The following is a 16,799-nucleotide window of genomic DNA, read 5'->3' as shown; positions in this document are numbered from 1 at the left end:
TGGAGATTCTCAGAGTGGTTCGAAGCTATGTCCATCTCTCGTTCGCCCGTAGAGGGGCGATATCGCTGTGTTGTGATCCGCCCGAGACGCCCCTCATCGCAACATGCGCTTTCGAGGCCTCAAAGATCGGAGACAGTCTATTGAAGACGTGCGCCACCTGCGCCAGAACCGAGAACCGCTAGGTCGCTTGCACATTGCATGTGCAAGAATTGTTGGAGGCTTGCCGGGAATGATTTCCAATGTAGGCGAGCATGCTGGTAACTCAGCTACGTAGAAAGATTGAAGGAGACGATAATGATTTCTGGCGGCACCATACTTGTTACCGGCGGCACGGGTTCGTTTGGCAACGCCTTTGTCCCGATGACGCTTGAAAAGTATAACCCTGCAAAGATCATCATATACTCGCGGGATGAGATGAAGCAGTGGGAGATGGCCAAGAAATACGCTGACGACTCGCGCGTCCGCTTTTTCATTGGCGATGTGCGCGACCGTGAACGCTTGTATCGGGCCCTCGACGGGGTGGATTACGTCGTACATGCGGCTGCAACCAAGATCGTGCCGACGGCGGAATACAATCCGTTCGAATGCGTCAAGACGAACATCAATGGTGCTATGAATCTTATCGATGCGTGCATCGATAAAAAGGTCAAACGCGTCGTTGCGCTGTCTACCGACAAGGCGAGCAGTCCGATCAATCTTTACGGTGCGACGAAACTTGCGTCAGATAAGCTGTTTGTAGCCGGAAACTCCTATGCCGGTGGACACGACACTCGGTTCGCCGTCGTGCGGTACGGAAATGTCATGGGTTCGCGTGGGTCGGTTATCCCCTTCTTTCTGTCCATTAAGGACAAGGGTGTCTTGCCGATTACTGATGAACGCATGACGCGCTTCATGATCTCGCTCGAACAGGGCGTCGAGCTTGTTTGGCATGCGTTCGATGACATGGAGGGAGGGGAGATTTACGTGAAGAAAATCCCTTCAATGAAGGTTACCGAACTCGCCCGCACGATCGCGCCGGAAGCGGAGCTTGAAATGGTCGGCATTAGGCCCGGGGAGAAGCTCCATGAACAGATGATCGGCGAAGAGGACTCTTTCCACACCTACGAGTATGAAGAGCACTTCAAGATCCTTCCAGCCATTCACAATTGGACCTCATCTGAGGCACGCATCAAGAACGGTAAAAGGGTACCGCCCGGGTTCAGCTATACCAGCGACAACAACACTGCGTGGATGACCTCAGCGGAGCTGCAAGCCTGGGTTGCTGCGAACGCAGAAAAGATTGGAAGCGTCTGAGACATGATCCCGTATGGTCGTCAGGATATCACGCAAGCGGACATCGATGCGGTTGCAGAGGTGCTCCGTTCCGATTTTCTTACGCAAGGGCCAGCGGTGCCTCGCTTTGAGAACGCCCTTGTCGATTACACGGGTGCAAAGTTTGCATTAGCGGCAAACAGTGCAACATCGGCACTTCATATGGCTTGCTTGGCGATGGGGCTCGGTCCAGGAGACTGGTTATGGACTTCGCCATTGACGTTCGTGGCGTCTGCCAATTGTGCCCTCTACTGCGGAGCCAAGGTTGACTTCGTTGACGTGGATCCGCGAACGTACAATCTTTGCCCCGCTGCACTAGAGCGCAAGCTAGTCAATGCCGAACGCGGTGGAACTCTTCCCAAGATCGTAGTGCTCGTGCATCTCACTGGTCAGCCGTGCGATATTGCAAAATTCCATGAGCTTGGGGAGCGATTCGGCTTCAGGATAATCGAGGACGCGTCACACGCTATTGGTGGCAAGTATCGGGGCGAACCCATCGGTAACTGCCGCTACAGTGATGTCACCGTCTTCAGCTTTCACCCGGTGAAGATCGTCACCACTGCGGAAGGCGGCGCGGCTTTGACCAACAAGCCAGAGCTTGCGGAGAGAATGGCGTTATTTCGCAGCCATGGAATCACACGAGATCCGGCAGCAATGACCCATGAACCGGACGGCCCGTGGTATTATCAGCAGGTGGACCTTGGATACAACTACCGCTTGACTGATATGCAAGCGGCTTTGGGCCTGAGTCAGATGGTTCGCCTCGACGAATATGTCGCAAGGCGTCATGCGCTGGCCCGGCGATATGATGAGTCGCTTGTCGAACTCCCCGTGGTGACGCCATGGCAGCACCCTGACAGCTATTCCGGCCTGCACCTTTATGTGGTTCGGCTGGAGCTTACGAAGGTTTCTAAACCTCGCCGAGCGGTGTTCGAGGGCCTCCGTGCGCAGGGCATTGGCGTGAACCTGCACTACATTCCCGTTCATACGCAGCCCTATTATTCGAAAATGGGCTTCCGAAAGGGCGACTATCCTGAAGCGGAACGGTATTACGAGGAGGCGATCACACTGCCGCTATACCCGACAATGACTGAAGCGCAACAGGACCAAGTTGTGGCGGCGCTCACTGCGGAATTGGCAACGTGAATCTCGCCATTATTCCAGCACGAGGTGGTAGCAAGAGAATACCTCGTAAGAATATCAAGCAGTTCGCCGGAAGGCCGATGATCGATTGGTCTATCCGCGCGGCGATTGAAAGCGACCGCTTTGATCGCATCATAGTGTCCACTGACGATGTAGAGATCGCCGAGACTGTGCGTCAACTCGGGGGCGAAGTTCCGTTCCTTCGGCCTGCCGAATTGGCTGATGATTATACAGGGACGAGCGATGTGATCCGCCATGCGATACGATGGATCGCGCAAAACGACAGAATGCCGGGCCGAGTCTGCTGTATTTATGCGACTGCTCCCTTCCTCCGAGCAGATGACATAGCGAAGGGGTGCGACCTCCTTGAGGAAAGCGGAGCTGAGTTTGTCTTTTCCGCGACGAGTTATGCATTTCCAATACAGCGTGCCATCCGGTTGACGCCTGAGCGGCGCGTGGAAATGCTCATGCCTGACCAGTTCGGCATTCGCTCGCAGGATCTTGAGGAAGCCTATCATGACGCTGGGCAGTTCTATTGGGGCCGCTCTGAAGCTTGGCTGTCGGGGAAACCGGTTTTCTCGCTCTCAGCTACTGCCCTCGTTCTGCCCCGCTATCGCGTTCAGGACATTGACACGCCTGACGACTGGTTGCGGGCAGAGCTGATGTTCAAGGCCTTAAATGAGTTTGATGCCACCACCTCGTAGATACAGCGTCCTATTTCGAACCGATGCGTCGATCCAGATCGGCACAGGGCATGTTATGCGTTGCCTTACGCTCGCTCGTATGTTGGCCGACGCTGGGTTCCTATGCCGTTTTGTTTGTCGTGCCCATCCGGGGAATTTAACGGATCTCATTCGTCAGAGGGGCTTTGCGGTGATCGAGCTACCCCGAGAAGTGGGAGACAGAGCGGAAACGGCATACGTTGGCCATACGCATTGGCTCGGCGCAGACTGGCAGACTGATGCATGCGAGACTGCGGCGGCGATTGGTGATGCACGTCTGGACTTGCTCATCGTGGACCATTATGCGCTCGATTCCCAATGGGAGCGCTCTATGCGACCGTTCTGCGGACGGCTCATGGTGCTCGATGATTTGGCAGATCGCGAGCATGATTGTGACCTGTTGCTGGATCAGAACCTAGGCAGAACCGCGAACGACTATATATTGTTGGTACCCGCGAACTGCGAAATGCTCATCGGGGCCTCGTTCGCGCTCCTTCGCCCTGAATTTGCGCTTAAGCGGCCGTATAGCCTTGCTCGGCGTCGAAGTGCCTCCCCCCCAAGGCGGCTGCTGGTAACCCTCGGCGGCATAGACAAGGACAATGTCACCCGGCGGGTGCTGGATGCTCTCGAACGATGCACGCTACCTCCAGATATGGAAATCACGATCGTTATGGGGCAACACGCACCATGGGCGAAATCCGTCCGCGAAATGGCCACTCAGCTACCATGGAAGGCCGATGTCGTCCTTAATGTTGATGACATGGCGTCTTTGATGTCAGATGCGGACCTTGCGATTGGTGCAGCCGGCAGCACATCTTGGGAGCGGTGCGCGCTTGGCGTGCCTACAATTCTAATGATTCTCGCGGAGAATCAACGCAGTGTCGCGCGAATACTCGACATTGAAGGTGCAGCGAAGCTCGTTGAACTCGGCCCCGATTTCATCCCCGTCTTCAGAGGCGTCGTTGAGAGCCTTGTTGGAAACAAGACAGCGCTCGAAGCGATGTCTGAACGAGCGGCGACCATCTGCGATGGCAAAGGCGGTCTTGAAGTGGTGAGAGCGATTACGGATCGCCTATGTTGTCGTATCTAGTGCGAGGTTCCTGAGAATGACGAACAGTACTTATGGCCGTCTCCGAGCAGCCACTGATGACGATCAGACAATGATGAGAACGTGGCGCAATATTCCGGCAGTAAGGGAGAAGATGTATACCTGCCATGAAATCTCGGAGGAGGAACATCAGCGATGGTGGGAAAGAACGAAGACGGCTAGCGATAATCAATATTTCATCTACGAATACCGCCATGCTCCCATGGGCGTCGTATCTTTCAACGATATAGATAGGCAGAATGAAAACGCGAGTTGGGCTTTCTATGCATCCCCGGATGCTGAGAGGGGGACCGGCTCCCGGATGGAATTCCTTGCCCTGGATCATGCATTCTTAGACCTGAAGCTGCGCAAGCTCTCCTGTGAAGTTTTGGACTTCAATACAGGTGTTATTAAACTTCACAAGAAGTTCGGGTTCGTGGAAGAAGGTATTTTTCGCCAACACTATCAGCGCGACGGTCGGTTCTACGACATACACCGCCTCGGCATCTTGGCGCGCGAATGGACAGACAGGCGCACCGACATGCTTGCCAGCATTCCTGTACCTAGAGGAGAGTAAAATTGACCAGAGTTATCAAAATCGCCGGGAGGGAGATCGGATCTGATTTCCCGCCGTATGTTATCGCCGAAATGTCCGCTAACCACAACGGTCGAATTGAAACCGCGCTGTCGTTGATCGATCGAGCGAAAGAAGCAGGAGCGGACGCGGTAAAACTCCAGACTTACCGGCCGGATACGATAACTTTGGACAGTGATGCGGACGAGTTTCGCATTCAGGGCGGTCTTTGGGGCGGAAAGACGCTCTACCAACTCTACAGCGAGGCCTATATGCCTTGGGAATGGCATGCGCCTTTGTTCGAGCACGCCCGTAAAACTGGCATCACCATCTTCAGTTCCCCCTTTGACAACACTGCGGTTGATTTGCTGGAGGATTTGAATGCACCGGCCTACAAGATTGCCTCTTTTGAGGCGGTAGACCTTCCGCTGATTCGTTACGCGGCGGGCACCGGGAAACCAATGATTATCTCCACCGGCATGGCCGACGATGAAGAAATCGCGGAAGCGATCGACGCCGCGCGCGGTGGCGGGTGCAAAGATTTGGCAATACTTCACTGCGTGAGCGGCTACCCGGCACCGGCCAGAGACTACAACTTGCGGACGATCCCTGACATGATCGAGCGCTTCGGATTGGCGACGGGTCTTTCGGATCACACGCTGGATAATACCACGGCCATTGCAAGCGTCGCCCTCGGAGGTTCTCTGATTGAAAAGCACTTCACGCTGGACAGGAGTGGTGGCGGACCGGATGATAGCTTCTCACTTGAGCCACAGGAGTTCGCAGCACTTTGCCGCGATGCAAAGACTGCGTGGGAAGCTCTCGGAAACGTTGATTACGGCCACAAATCGAGTGAAACAGGCAACGTTAAGTTCCGGCGATCCCTTTACTTCGTAAAGTCTCTCAAGGCCGGTGACATCGTGACGCCAGACGCCGTCAGAAGCGTAAGACCCGGATTTGGACTGGCGCCCAAGTTTCTTGATCGAGTGCTGGGCAAGGTACTACGAAGAGACGTCCAAATTAACACACCCGTAACCAAGGATGCCTTTGCGGTAGAACTATAACCGGATACCAATCGATCACCCCTGTGCAACGGTTTGCGTGGGGGTGATCACGATTCGAGCCAGAGACGGCTTGCAAGCGGTATTCAGGCTATGCTCTGTCCCGAATATTATAGTAGCCCATCACGCCAATCCCCCAGGCAAAGAGCAACCCAAGCGTTAGGAGAAAGGCATTCAGCAGGCGACTCGGATACTGAGCCATCTGTGAAAGCGTCGGCTCGATAAACAGCGCGAGATAGCGCTGACGGTTGTTCGCGTCGATACGGGCCTTTTCGAGAGAACCCAGGGCCGCAGTGTAGGCGCGCTCGGCGAACTCGCGCTCCGTCTCCAGTTCCTCGAACTCGGCGATACGGCCGGCAACGTCGGGCGAGTTGGGGTCACTCGCGGCCGATGCACTTTCACCCGCGCCCAGCCGCTGGCGCTCCACTGCAAGCTGCTGTTCCAGGCTTTCGATGCGGGTCTTGAGCACGCGGATGCGCGGCGTGTCATCGCTCATCTGGCTCTTGGCGGTTGCGAGGTCGGCGTTGAGCTTCGTCAATTCTGCTTCCAAGCCGCCGATCAGCTGAACCGCGAGCTTCGCGCCTTCCTCCGGGCTGATTTCCTGCGATTTGTCGCGGTAGTCGCGCAGCCCCGCGCGTGCCTTGGAAAGCCGCGCTTCGCCGGCGAGCACCTCGTCCTGCGCGGCGCGCAAAACGTCGTTGCGCGCCGAAAGCGAAAGGCTGTTCACGAGATTGTCGCTCTGGTCGACGATGAATTGCGTGATCTCCTGCGCCTGCTTCGGCTCGAAGGCCTTGACGGTCACCTGCATGATGCCGGAGGCATGGTCGAAGCTGACCTTCACCATATCGCGCCAATAGGCAAGCTTGTCCTCAATCGGCAAATCGGAGCCGATGCCATAGAAGTAGTCGAGCCCGCGGGTGGCGTAGACGTCCTCAAGCTTGAACCGCCTGTCCGCATCCGCGGCCATCCGCTCGCTCAGGATATAATCCATGAGGATATAGCTGTCCGAAACCGTGCTTCCGCCCGAGGCCTGCGTGAACATGCCGAGAATGTCGCTCGAAGCGCCGCCCTCGATGCTTCGTACGGCGAAGGAGGCCGTGCTGTGATACTGGTCGGCGGCGATGAAGGCCATGTAGAGCGAGGCGAGTGTCGCGGGCACGGCCACGAGTCCCAGGAAAGATGCGCCGATAATGGCGTGGCGCCACCGCAGCTTCTTTAGCCATTTCGGCTGCCAGCCGGCCTTCTTGGGTGGTTCGACTTTCCGTCCCGGCAGCGGAATAACCGGCGCGCTTTCCTTACCGAGCAGCCCCTCAAGGACAGCAATGCCTTTGCTTTTGGCCGTTGCCTTGGCAGTCTTCTGCTTGTCGGCGGCCTGCGCGGGGTCAGGCTTGTTCACTGCCGCGTCCTTGCTTGCCGCCATTTAGCCTTCCTTCATATTCTTGTCGTGCGCGCGGATCGCGTCTTCGACATTCTCATAATAGGTCATCTTGCCTTTTTCCAGCACCACGCCGCAATCGCAATATTCGCGGATCGTGCTGGTGCTGTGCGAAACCATGATAATGTCTGATTCCTGCAGCTTGGTCTCAAAGACAGCCTGGCATTTTTTCTTAAAATTTGTATCACCAACAGCGGTGATTTCGTCTACGAGATAATAGTCGAAGTTGACGCCCATGCTCAAGCCGAAGGCGAGGCGCGCCTTCATGCCGGAAGAATAGGTCCCAACGGGCGCCTTGAAGAAGGGGCCGAGCTCGGCAAAGTCCTCCACATAGGCGATTAGCCGCTCGGTTTCCACGCCATAGATTCGTGCAACAAAGCGGACATTCTGTTCTCCTGTCATCGTCGGTTGAAAGCTGCCCTGAAATCCGAGCGGCCAGGAGATTTTGCCGCGTCGGATGATCCGGCCCTTGTCAAGCTTGATGGCGCCGGCGATCAGGCGCAACAACGTAGACTTTCCGGCACCGTTGCGGCCGAGCAGGCCGACGCTCTTGCCGCGATTGAGCGTCAGCGAAGCATCCTGGATGATCGGCTTCTTGATGCCCTTGGTGCGGGCATATTTTGTCGCCTGCTCGAACCGGATCATTCGTTTCTCAGCGTCTTTCTGGAGAGCGTGAAGAGCAGCATTCCGGCAAACCATGTCAGAAATGCGATTCCGTAGAGATAGTCCATGTCGAGCCCGATCGCCCGGTATTCCGGATAGAAACCCTGACGGAAGCCCATGATGATGTGAACGAGCGGATTGATGAGCACGAGATCGCGATAGGGCGCGGGGATCGAATCGGGCAGGAAGAAGACGCCTGATATCAGGAAGAGCGGCCGGTTGACGATGGTGAAAACGTGCTCGTAGAGCGGGTATTTCAGGAAGAGCACGCAATTGACCAGGGCAACGCCCAGGCCGAAGAGGCAGGCCATGGCGACCGCTTCCAGGATTGAGGGCCAGTGGATGTTCGTGTCGACCCGCATGGTGGCGACGATCGTGCCGAGCACGATGAACGCGACCAGCGAGGTCGTGCCCATCTGCAGGACAAAGCGGGCGACGATGGTGTCGATCGGCGCGACATTGGGGTAGCTGAGCAGTGCCTTGTTGGCTTTCACCGCGGCGTTCAGATAGCCCGTCATCGCCTGGTAGAACTGGAAAGCGATATAGCCGGTCGCGAAGAAGAGCATGAAGCTGGTGCCGAGCGCCGGCGCGCGGGCAATCGCCTGGAAGATGACCGTCATCAGCAGGATGTGGGCCGCCGGATCGAGCAGCGCCCAGACATAGCCGCCGGGCTTCGAGCCGAATCGCGTCGCCATTTCTCGAACCAGAAGGGCGCCGACAACGCGGAAATGGGTGATGAGATAGCCCATGTCAGGCAACCGAGCGGATAAGGGATGTGACCGATGATGCGGAGCTTCCCGTCGGAGTGGCTGTTGAAGAAGCGAATCGGCTCGGCCCTGAAATCTTCGACATCGCGGCCACTCCAAGATTAGAAACGGTTGGGCCAAGGGAACAGTTCTGGCGTTCGCTTATCCTCGTGAGCATTCATATACTGCTCCTTCGCGGCCCAAATGTTTCCGCGAACCATATAAATCTCATGGTTGTCATCTATCGGAAACACAATGTTCTTCCTCAGCAATCCGCGAATTTCCTCTGATCGTTCGATAAAGTGCCGGTTTCCCCGACGCATGAGCCACAGCAGCGCCGAGCATTCGGAATCAGAAAGAGTGTCCAGAGATAAAAGAGCATCATTCTTCCTGCAGTTGGCGGGCTGCTTTCGATGACTTTCGTTCTCCTGCTCCATGCGGGCTTGTGTCTCCATGATTGTATCCGTCCTTCCAGCGATGGTCTAGCGGACCGGGCCCTTCGATTGCAATACCCTATAAGGTCCCAGCACGTGTCTGGCGCGAGTCCTCGTGCAAGACTCAAACAGCCGACGTATCGTCTCCAAGTGGGCACATGGTCTTGGGTGCACAGTGCCGGGAAGTCTGATGCCAGTGCTGAAGTAAAGTTTCGAAGCATCAGACCGAACTTGCCCCACGCCGGACGTAAGGATGAGTGCCGCCGTTCCACCGACGGGGCGCATTTCGGCGCTTATGGGCAGCTTAAAACTGAATACCATAGCAATGGGAGATGGCGGCAAGGGAACTCAGAAGGTTAACGGCTGTATAGCCTTCTTCGACCAGTCGCAATTCTGCTGGCACGTCTCGGCGTTCAACGATTTAAGTAGAATATTGAAGCCCGGGCCGACGACCGTAGTGGGGATCACGGGTCTGCAGTGGCCAAGTACGCGACGCGACGAGCGGCGCCTGCGGACATGCTGAACGCACCGACAACGCGGAAATGGGTGGTGAGATAGCCCATGTCAGTCACCCGAACGGATAGAGTATGCGGCCGATGATCCGGTATTTCCGCTCGGAAAGGGTGCGGAAGAAGCGGATCGGGTCGGACCTGAAGTCTTCGACATCGCGGTCACTGCCGATCCTGCGGATCGCCGGCGTCACGAAGGCGGTCAGCAGATGACGCCAGCCGAGAAGGCCGTAAGGGCCCCAGGCGCGCCATTGCGGTCGGCGCGGGCCAAGGCCCTGCGGCTCGTCGAGCTGTCTTCTGATCGCGGTCACGGTCGCTTCGAATGAGGTTTGCGCTCCAGTCTCGGGATCGAAGTAGCGAGGATAAAGCAGATAGGCGCCGGCGAAAAGCGCTTCGATGCTCAAGTGCCGGCCGCGCCGCGGGTTCGGCTGGCGGTCGTCCGTCAGGCCCCATCCGGAATAGAAGGGACAGCCGGCGGTCGTGACCGGGATGCCGCGAAGGAGCGCCTCAAAGCCCGCAAGCGAGGTGATCGTATAGACGTGGTCGACGGTGCGCAGTGCCTCGGCGAGCGGCAGGCTCTCGGTCACGACCTCGCAAAGATGCGCCACTTCGGCGGGGTCTGACCTTGCAGGGCGGGCGCGGCTCAGCACGTCCGGATGCGGCTTGTAGAGGATCTGGGCGTCCGCTTGCTCTGAAGCCGCGAGCCGCACCAGATCATTGTTGGTCATGCGGCTGAGATAGCCGTAGCGGATCGAAGCATCGTCCTCCACCTGGCCGACGACCAGCACCCGCTTGCGCGTCTTCTCGCCATAGACCTCCTCGGCCGTGCGCCGGCGCGCGCCATTGTATTTGCTGATGCCGCTTTCGGTGAGAAGCGCGATGCCGGCGCGCGCGCGCTCCATCAGCGCCGCATCCGCTTCGAAGTCGTAGGTCTTCAGCAGCACTTCAAGGTCGGAGGCATGCCGGCAATCGAAATAAAGCGCCCGGCCGTCGAGCGCCAGGGAGAGGGGAGGCGTGCGGCTGGCGCTTGGGCGGGCCGAGCGAAGGAAACCGTCCTCAATGAAGGTGACGGGAATGTTCCGCGCTTTTGCCAGAGCCTCCACTGGGCCCGGCAGCTCCGGCCCCCAAGCGAGAATTTCGGCGTCCTTCTCGGCCAGGATCCGCGGCTTCCAGACGCGCTCGAATTCGCGTTCGCCGACATTCATCGGAAGGAAGCGGAAGTGTCTGTCGGGGAAATATCGTTCGAAAGGCTCTCTCTTCCATTCCACGATCTGGACGGCAAAGGTCGTCACCGGCTCCGGTGCGGGAGCGGAGGGAATAGTTGCGAAGTCTTCCCTTTGTCGTCGCGTTACCGCCATCGGCGCCTTGGATCCGAAAAAGCAGACTGCTATCTACACACCCTGCGGTCGATCCGCCAGTCTCAAGCGCTTATTGATTGTCACAAATTATTGGTCTCGGACGGTCGCCCGTTCAAGCTCTCCGAGTCGTTCCGTGCAAATCATCTCGACAAGGCGGAGGAGGTGTTCGGTTCGCTCGAGCAGCCAGCTAAGCGCCTCCTCGCTTATCTCGAAATGCTTCGAATAGCGTGCTTTTACATAGGCCTCGTTTAGAATGTTGAACCACCCAATATGGCGCTGATGATCGCGAGGCCATACCTCTGCAATGCGTCGGTCTTGCCCGTCTGCGAGGCCGCGCAAATGCTTCAGATTATGGGAAGCAGGGCTATAGTTCGTCAAAACAAGCAGTAGAGCGGCATAGGCTTGTTCAATCGATTGATGTAGCAGGAAGGCCGCCTCCTTCAAATCATTCTCGCCGACGCAAAAGGCGGCCGTTTTTATAAATACCCTGGCATGAGGCAGCCGATCCTCGAAATGCTCTTTGGCTAGTCGGTAGGCCTCGGTTGGCGTTTGTGGCTTGGGCTCTGCGAGTGGCGCGTCGTCCAACTCGTAGATCACGACGCCATCGCGGCGGATGTCAACGAAGAAGGGTTGCCCTTCGTACAAGGCCGTATTCACCTCCCGACGCGAATGGACAATGAGGCTCACCGGCGTCCGAACGTCCGACAAATGCATCAGCCGGTCCTCAGCCTTTGACCAGTAGGCAGCAAAATCCGTCAGCCGCCGATCGTTGACCACAACCAAAAGATCGTAATCGGATTTGTAGCCCTTCCTCGTGTGCGGTTCGTCGACCCAAGTACCGCGGGCGTAAGAGCCATACAGAATGATTTTGAGAACACGACCGCGTTTCTTGAAATCGCTCGTCCCGCCCTTCAGCGCGTCTTCGAATTCCTCGTGAATGACTTCGACGATACGAGCGAGCTCCCGCTGCTTCTTCTCCGGCAGGTGCTCAAGGCTCGATCTCATTGACGACTGCGCGTTTTTCTCTTCGGCCATTCCCTTGAAACCACTGACTGAATCACTGCCATGGTAGATCGCAGTCGGTCTTGTGCATACCCGTAAATTCCTGTTGATCGCGCGATACCCGGCGATCTGCGGCGGCCGTCGCGCGAGAGGCTGAATGTAGCCGCTGGCGGTTTGCGGTGTTAAGCGATGCTGTTCTCGGAGGTCTCCTTATGAGGGAAAGGGGCCCGAAACTGTCAATTCAGCCTCGGGCATTGCGCCGAATGGACGCATCTTGGCGCCCCCGAACTGAAGCTCAGAAGCGTGACGATCGCCGGATCGTCATCGCGTCTTGATCAAGTAGGAACGAACCTCGGCCCCTACGGTCATCACAGATGTTGCAAGGTTGTTAGTGCATCCTAGACGAGGGGTGGACTTGGCCGCCAAGCGGAGCAACCTGCCGGGCGCAGTCGGTCCCGGCTTCCGCCCGTCGGGCGGCGCTTCTCTAATCGGCGGGTCGAGGTCAAGGGCTTTTCGAGCTTTCCACTTGGTGCGGCGTTCGACGTTTCTTCGCGGCCCGTGCTTCTCTCCGGGATCGGCTTCAGCCCTCCCACCATGGGGTTCAGTAGATGCTGTGGTCCAATCTATGCTGCATCCTGATGACGTGTCATCATCGGTATAGCGCCGCGCACGAACTCACATCACCATCGTCCGCGAAGGACGTCTTCCGCCGCGAAGCGGAACTTTGAATTTCTCTTACATCGATTGCCCTGAGAACTGACTACTCTACGCGGGCATGGCGCCGGCCATTGCCTCCCGCGTCCAGCGGAATTCTGAGCCGTCCACCCACATCCGATGCATCACGACCGCAAGCCTGCGTGCCAATGCAACGTTGGCTTTCTTTCTGCCATGTCGCCTGGCAATGCTCATTGCCCATGCTTTTAGCCAGCACCATTTCACCAAACGCGTCAACATCGTCTGCGCCGCCTCGTACAGAAGCGCTCGCATCATGGCATCGCCGCATAAGGAGACGTGACCGATCCGTTTGCTTTCGCCGGACTGGTTGAGCACTGGGGTGAGCCCCAGTACGGCTCCCACCGCCCGCGAATGGCGGAACCGGCTGGGAATGTCGATCGTCGAAACATAGGCGAGCGAGACAACCGGCCCGACCCCGGGCACCGTCATCAACCGCTTGCAAACTTGATCACGCTTCGCCTCGTGGATTTGGCGAATTCTTCGCGCAGCTTACGCCGTCCAGCGAGCAACGGCTCCATGATGTCCGCCAGGTCGGGGTCCGCCTCAATGAGTTCGCGTATCTTCGCCTCAAAGGTACCCCGGCAGACTACGCCGACCTTCAGCCCGAAATTGCGCAGCAGCCCGCGCATATCGTTCTCAAGAGCGATCGCTTGTTCCTGTAACAGCGAGCGAGCCGTCAACAGAGCACGGCGTTTCTGGCTGGTGAGCGTCTTCACGTGCACGTTCTTGAAAAGACCGACCCGCATCATCTGCGCAATGCCGCGCGCGTCGTTGCGGTCACTCTTGTTCGTTTGCGAAGCCTTCAGGAAGGCCTTCGTGTGGCGCGTCTCGATGCAGAATACCGGAAGCCCGGCCTTGGCCAGTCCTTCGAACAGCCATTGCGACATTGGCCCGGCCTCGAGCCCACCCGTTCCAAGTTGAGCGCGGGATCACTCAAAATGGCAACCAAGTCCTCCGGGTGAGACACTACCTTTTTCTCCCAGCAGATCTCGCCGCTCGCATCGGCAATACAAACGCTGGTTTCTTTGACAGAGACGTCGAGGCCGGCGTAATGTTTCATGGCTGCGCTTCCTCTTTCTGATGCTTGTGGCTGTTTCACACAGACCACGTTCTATCATCAGCTTGGAGCGCAGCACCTCCCTTCCGGTCGGCGAAGGTGGGGCACGAAGCCGATTACCCCATCTATGCTAAGCCTCCTGCGGCTGCCCTGTTACCCGGTCAAGTTGCGCGCGAACTGGCTTCGACGCTGAAGCGTCTGCGCCTGGTACGCTCATTTCACTTGCCATGGCCCTGGCGGGCCAGCTGCTGCATTCCAGGTCATCTCGGTGCTGCGGGGAGGGACACGTTCACTGCTTTCGAAAACAGGTTGGAGCTCGGTTTCGTCGTTCCGCGCCAGGCTGTATGAGGCAAGATAGGCGGTGACTTCTCCCAGCGAGCAACACGCAGGTTCTCGATTCTTGGCTCCCGCCACGTCGGTCTGATCGGTGCCGAGATTGGACCCGGACTTCGATGACGGAGGTCCAACCACCAAATTGGTTCGGAGGCCATTACCTCGTATGGGTCAAAGCAAGCGATCGGTGCTCCAGGGAGGAAGCAGTCGATTCCTCTTCGGGGAAGCCGAGAACATTAATCTTGCCACTTTTGGCCGGACGTATTGTGCGGCCACATGCTATCCCGCTATTTTCAACTTAGCCTGTTCAAGCGACCAGTACTCCATGTCGAAGAGATCTGCCTCGCTGATCGGAGTGAAGCAGCCATACGCTTCCGCGGCGTTGATTGCTCGCGCAGCCTGTTCGCAAAGATCTCCGCCGATTTTGGCCGTCTTGGCATTCGCGCCGAGTGCGAACATGCCTTTCCCAAGCACCAGAACGACGCGTGGATAGACGTCGAGTATCCGTATCTGCTCGTTGGCGCGGGTCGCGCTTCGCTCAAAGTAGGCTCTGTAGCGGTCCGCATAGGCGGCTAATGCGCTCTCGATTGCAGGTTCATCAGCATCGGCCCCGATGATGATCGGCCAGGGCTTGATGCGAATTACGTGGTCGGGCGTCAGTGTGCCGCGCAGACTGATCGCCTCAACATTCGGCTTCGATGTGAGTTCGCGGATCGCTTCGGTCGAACGGTAATCGAGGAAGACACCCTTTGCGAAAGGCGACCCTTCCCGCATCAGTGCTTTTTCCAGCCGCGCGGCAAGCGCCGCGTCTGCCTCGCCGTCAGTGGGCTGGGGGCCCGACAACGCCACGCCGGCACGGGCGAGTTCCTGCTCCGCCAGAGTTACGAATTCGATCATCAGCTCATAGGAAACACGGGCATCGTTTGCGAAGGTGAAGAGGCCGTGATTTTCCAGCCATAGGCCCTCGCAACCCGGATGGTTGCGATAGATCCGGTCGGCCGCAATGGAAAGATCGAAGCCGGGCATCACATAGGGCACATAGGCGAGGCGATCGCCATAGACGCGGCGAACGGTGTCGCGCATGTTCGGTTGGTCGGCGAGCGCCAGGACCGCCGTTGCATGCGTGTGGTCGACGTAATCGAAGGGCAAGAAGGCGTGCAGCAGCGCTTCGACGGACGGGTTCGGCGCGTCCTTCTCGATCAGGCTGGCACGCAGCAGTAAGACCATGTCAGGGTCTGAGAGCTTCGGGGTATTGCGGGCTTCGAGCAGCGGCGCAAGGCGCACGGCGGGCAGGCCCGCTGCCTCGATCGTGTCGAGGTCCCAGCCGCTGCCCTTAATGTGCATGAGCTCTTCGCTCTCGTCAGACCTTACCTTGACCGACGTGTTGCCGCCGCCGTGCAGCACCAGGTCCGGGTCGCCGCCGATGATACGGGAGGTGTAGATACGCAGGCCGAGTGCCTCGGTCTGTCCCGCGGCGCGTGCTGCCTCCACAAAACGTGCTGCGTCCTCGTCGTTCCAGCGGCTTTCCATGCGAATTGTCCTGTCTATGAATTAAGGTCGGCGGGAAGCCGGAGCCGCCCGCCGCTTGTGCGTGCTTAGAAGTCGAAGTTGCCAATGTTTTCCTTGGTGAAAACGGTGCGCTCCGGCAGCAAGATGATACCGTTGCCATCGGCTTCATAGTCGTAGCCCTGTACCTTGTTGGCTGAGACTTCGACGGTACCGATGCCGGGGATCTCCAGCTTCTCGCCGACCTTCATCGGCCCGTTCTTCAGGACGTGATCGGCAACGAAGACCGAGATCTTGCCCTGCTGCGTGACGTCCCAAAGGCCGAAGCGCTGGATCGTGCCGCGCTCGATATAGGGCCGCATGACGTTTGGAGTGGAGAAACCGACGATAGTGACGCCCTCGGCGCGCTTCAAGTTTTCCGCCGCCTGCGCGGCTGCCGGCAGGGCGTTGGCATCGGGCGCAATGATCGCGTCAAGGTCAGGATAGGTCTGCAGGATGCTTTCGGCCGTCTGCAGCGATTTCTGAGCGTCGTTGTAGCCGTACTGCGTGGTAACGATTTCCCAGCCCGGATGCTCCTTGGCGATCTTCGCCTTGGCGGCTTCCGCCCAGGCGTTCTGGTCGGTCACTGTCGGGCTCGAGTAGAAGAAGGCGACCTTGGCCGTTTCCTTCGTCACGCCCTCGGCCGCCATGTCGACCAGAAGGCCGCCAAGCTGGTCAGGCGTGCCTTGATTGATGTAATAGCTGCGGCAATCCGGGTTGACGTCGCTGTCCCAGGTCATGACGAGCACGCCGCGTTCCATGGCGCGCTTCAGCGCTGGGCACAGGCCATCCGGAGAGACGGAGGAAACGATAAGCGCGTTGTAGCCCTGGTTGACGAAATTGTTGATGAACTGGACCTGCCCGGAAACGCTCGGTTCCGTCGGGCCGTCATAGGTGACCTTCGCGCCGACTTCCTCCCCCGCCTTCACCGCGCCGGCGCCGCCGGAGGTGAAGAAGCCGACACCCACCAGCTTGGGGATGAAGGCGATCTGGTTTTCCGCATGCGCAGCGCCCGAGGCGAGCATGGTGCCGGCCAAAAGCGTCGCGGCGAGGGCGCTTAATTTCATGATGGTCTTGATCATTC

The 16,799-nt window shown here is 57.9% G+C and carries 14 protein-coding genes and 2 pseudogenes; 6 read left to right on the top strand and 10 right to left on the bottom strand.

Annotated features, from left to right (window positions below; genetic code table 11):
• Positions 1-294: 294 nt before the first annotated feature.
• Genes pseB through pseI form a run of 6 tightly spaced genes read left to right on the top strand, consistent with a single transcriptional unit; the run spans position 295 to position 5,901 of the window.
• Entirely contained in the window at positions 295-1,293 is a 999-nt protein-coding gene (pseB, locus tag ACFHWW_RS18590; protein WP_379939937.1) for a UDP-N-acetylglucosamine 4,6-dehydratase (inverting), read from the top strand.
• 3 nt (positions 1,294-1,296) lie between these two features.
• Complete coding sequence (pseC, locus tag ACFHWW_RS18585) at positions 1,297-2,457, top strand: UDP-4-amino-4,6-dideoxy-N-acetyl-beta-L-altrosamine transaminase (RefSeq protein WP_379939935.1); 1,161 nt, start codon at positions 1,297-1,299, stop codon at positions 2,455-2,457.
• The gene (gene pseF / locus ACFHWW_RS18580) at positions 2,454-3,158 is read left to right on the top strand and encodes a pseudaminic acid cytidylyltransferase (protein WP_379939933.1); all 705 of its coding nucleotides are present in this window, start codon (positions 2,454-2,456) and stop codon (positions 3,156-3,158) included. Before pseC ends, pseF begins: the two co-directional genes overlap by 4 nt.
• Entirely contained in the window at positions 3,133-4,266 is a 1,134-nt protein-coding gene (pseG, locus tag ACFHWW_RS18575) for a UDP-2,4-diacetamido-2,4,6-trideoxy-beta-L-altropyranose hydrolase (protein WP_379939931.1), read from the top strand. The genes pseF and pseG overlap by 26 nt, the downstream gene beginning before the upstream one ends.
• A 16-nt stretch (positions 4,267-4,282) precedes the next feature.
• Positions 4,283-4,840, top strand: coding sequence for a UDP-4-amino-4,6-dideoxy-N-acetyl-beta-L-altrosamine N-acetyltransferase (pseH, locus tag ACFHWW_RS18570; protein ID WP_379939929.1), 558 nt, complete (start codon positions 4,283-4,285; stop codon positions 4,838-4,840).
• A 2-nt stretch (positions 4,841-4,842) separates the two neighbouring features.
• On the top strand, positions 4,843-5,901 hold the full coding sequence (gene pseI / locus ACFHWW_RS18565) for a pseudaminic acid synthase (protein WP_379939927.1): 1,059 nt from the start codon (positions 4,843-4,845) through the stop codon (positions 5,899-5,901).
• 88 nt (positions 5,902-5,989) lie between these two features.
• On the opposite strand, the gene ACFHWW_RS18560 is transcribed toward pseI, so the two are convergent.
• From ACFHWW_RS18560 to lsrB, 10 genes and pseudogenes are all read right to left on the bottom strand, one after another.
• Positions 5,990-7,318, bottom strand: a complete 1,329-nt coding sequence (locus ACFHWW_RS18560) for an RkpR, polysaccharide export protein (RefSeq protein ID WP_379939925.1) — start codon at positions 7,316-7,318, stop codon at positions 5,990-5,992.
• Positions 7,319-7,978, bottom strand: a complete 660-nt coding sequence (locus tag ACFHWW_RS18555; protein WP_379939923.1) for an ABC transporter ATP-binding protein — start codon at positions 7,976-7,978, stop codon at positions 7,319-7,321. It lies immediately after the preceding gene.
• Positions 7,975-8,745, bottom strand: coding sequence for an ABC transporter permease (locus ACFHWW_RS18550; protein WP_379939921.1), 771 nt, complete (start codon positions 8,743-8,745; stop codon positions 7,975-7,977). Before ACFHWW_RS18550 ends, ACFHWW_RS18555 begins: the two co-directional genes overlap by 4 nt.
• Before the next feature lie 8 nt (positions 8,746-8,753).
• Positions 8,754-8,858: pseudogene (locus tag ACFHWW_RS18545) on the bottom strand (capsular polysaccharide biosynthesis protein); the annotation flags it as partial.
• Positions 8,859-8,864: 6 nt separating this feature from the next.
• On the bottom strand, positions 8,865-9,197 hold the full coding sequence (locus ACFHWW_RS18540; protein ID WP_379939919.1) for a hypothetical protein: 333 nt from the start codon (positions 9,195-9,197) through the stop codon (positions 8,865-8,867).
• A gap of 547 nt (positions 9,198-9,744) precedes the next feature.
• The gene (locus ACFHWW_RS18535; protein WP_379939917.1) at positions 9,745-11,043 is read right to left on the bottom strand and encodes a capsular polysaccharide biosynthesis protein; all 1,299 of its coding nucleotides are present in this window, start codon (positions 11,041-11,043) and stop codon (positions 9,745-9,747) included.
• Between the two features lie 87 nt (positions 11,044-11,130).
• Positions 11,131-12,048: a nucleotidyltransferase and HEPN domain-containing protein gene (locus tag ACFHWW_RS18530; protein WP_379940247.1), complete on the bottom strand. Its 918-nt coding sequence runs from the start codon at positions 12,046-12,048 to the stop codon at positions 11,131-11,133.
• A 762-nt stretch (positions 12,049-12,810) separates the two neighbouring features.
• A pseudogene (locus ACFHWW_RS18525) lies at positions 12,811-13,840 on the bottom strand (IS110 family transposase).
• 609 nt (positions 13,841-14,449) lie between these two features.
• Entirely contained in the window at positions 14,450-15,700 is a 1,251-nt protein-coding gene (locus ACFHWW_RS18520; RefSeq protein ID WP_379939915.1) for a class II aldolase/adducin family protein, read from the bottom strand.
• Between the two features lie 65 nt (positions 15,701-15,765).
• A complete protein-coding gene (gene lsrB, locus ACFHWW_RS18515) occupies positions 15,766-16,797 on the bottom strand; it encodes an autoinducer 2 ABC transporter substrate-binding protein LsrB (RefSeq protein ID WP_379939913.1) in 1,032 nt (343 codons plus the stop codon).
• Positions 16,798-16,799 lie beyond the last annotated feature (2 nt).

This window comes from Sinorhizobium sp. P24N7 (assembly GCF_042436655.1).
GTDB lineage: Bacteria > Pseudomonadota > Alphaproteobacteria > Rhizobiales > Rhizobiaceae > Sinorhizobium > Sinorhizobium meliloti_A.
Note: the sequence above shows the minus strand (reverse complement) of the source record. Positions and strands in the feature narration are given on the sequence as shown.

Excerpts from the sequence above, each read along its gene's own strand:
- ACFHWW_RS18550 (WP_379939921.1), bottom strand. The coding sequence starts at position 8,745 with ATGGGCTATCTCATCACCCATTTCCGCGTTGTCGGCGCCCTTCTGGTT.
- lsrB (WP_379939913.1), bottom strand. The coding sequence starts at position 16,797 with ATGATCAAGACCATCATGAAATTAAGCGCCCTCGCCGCGACGCTTTTG.
- ACFHWW_RS18520 (WP_379939915.1), bottom strand. The coding sequence starts at position 15,700 with ATGGAAAGCCGCTGGAACGACGAGGACGCAGCACGTTTTGTGGAGGCA.
- ACFHWW_RS18540 (WP_379939919.1), bottom strand. The coding sequence starts at position 9,197 with ATGGAGACACAAGCCCGCATGGAGCAGGAGAACGAAAGTCATCGAAAG.
- ACFHWW_RS18560 (WP_379939925.1), bottom strand. The coding sequence starts at position 7,318 with ATGGCGGCAAGCAAGGACGCGGCAGTGAACAAGCCTGACCCCGCGCAG.
- pseH (WP_379939929.1), top strand. The coding sequence starts at position 4,283 with ATGACGAACAGTACTTATGGCCGTCTCCGAGCAGCCACTGATGACGAT.
- pseC (WP_379939935.1), top strand. The coding sequence starts at position 1,297 with ATGATCCCGTATGGTCGTCAGGATATCACGCAAGCGGACATCGATGCG.
- ACFHWW_RS18535 (WP_379939917.1), bottom strand. The coding sequence starts at position 11,043 with ATGGCGGTAACGCGACGACAAAGGGAAGACTTCGCAACTATTCCCTCC.
- pseB (WP_379939937.1), top strand. The coding sequence starts at position 295 with ATGATTTCTGGCGGCACCATACTTGTTACCGGCGGCACGGGTTCGTTT.
- ACFHWW_RS18555 (WP_379939923.1), bottom strand. The coding sequence starts at position 7,978 with ATGATCCGGTTCGAGCAGGCGACAAAATATGCCCGCACCAAGGGCATC.
- pseG (WP_379939931.1), top strand. The coding sequence starts at position 3,133 with ATGAGTTTGATGCCACCACCTCGTAGATACAGCGTCCTATTTCGAACC.
- ACFHWW_RS18530 (WP_379940247.1), bottom strand. The coding sequence starts at position 12,048 with ATGAGATCGAGCCTTGAGCACCTGCCGGAGAAGAAGCAGCGGGAGCTC.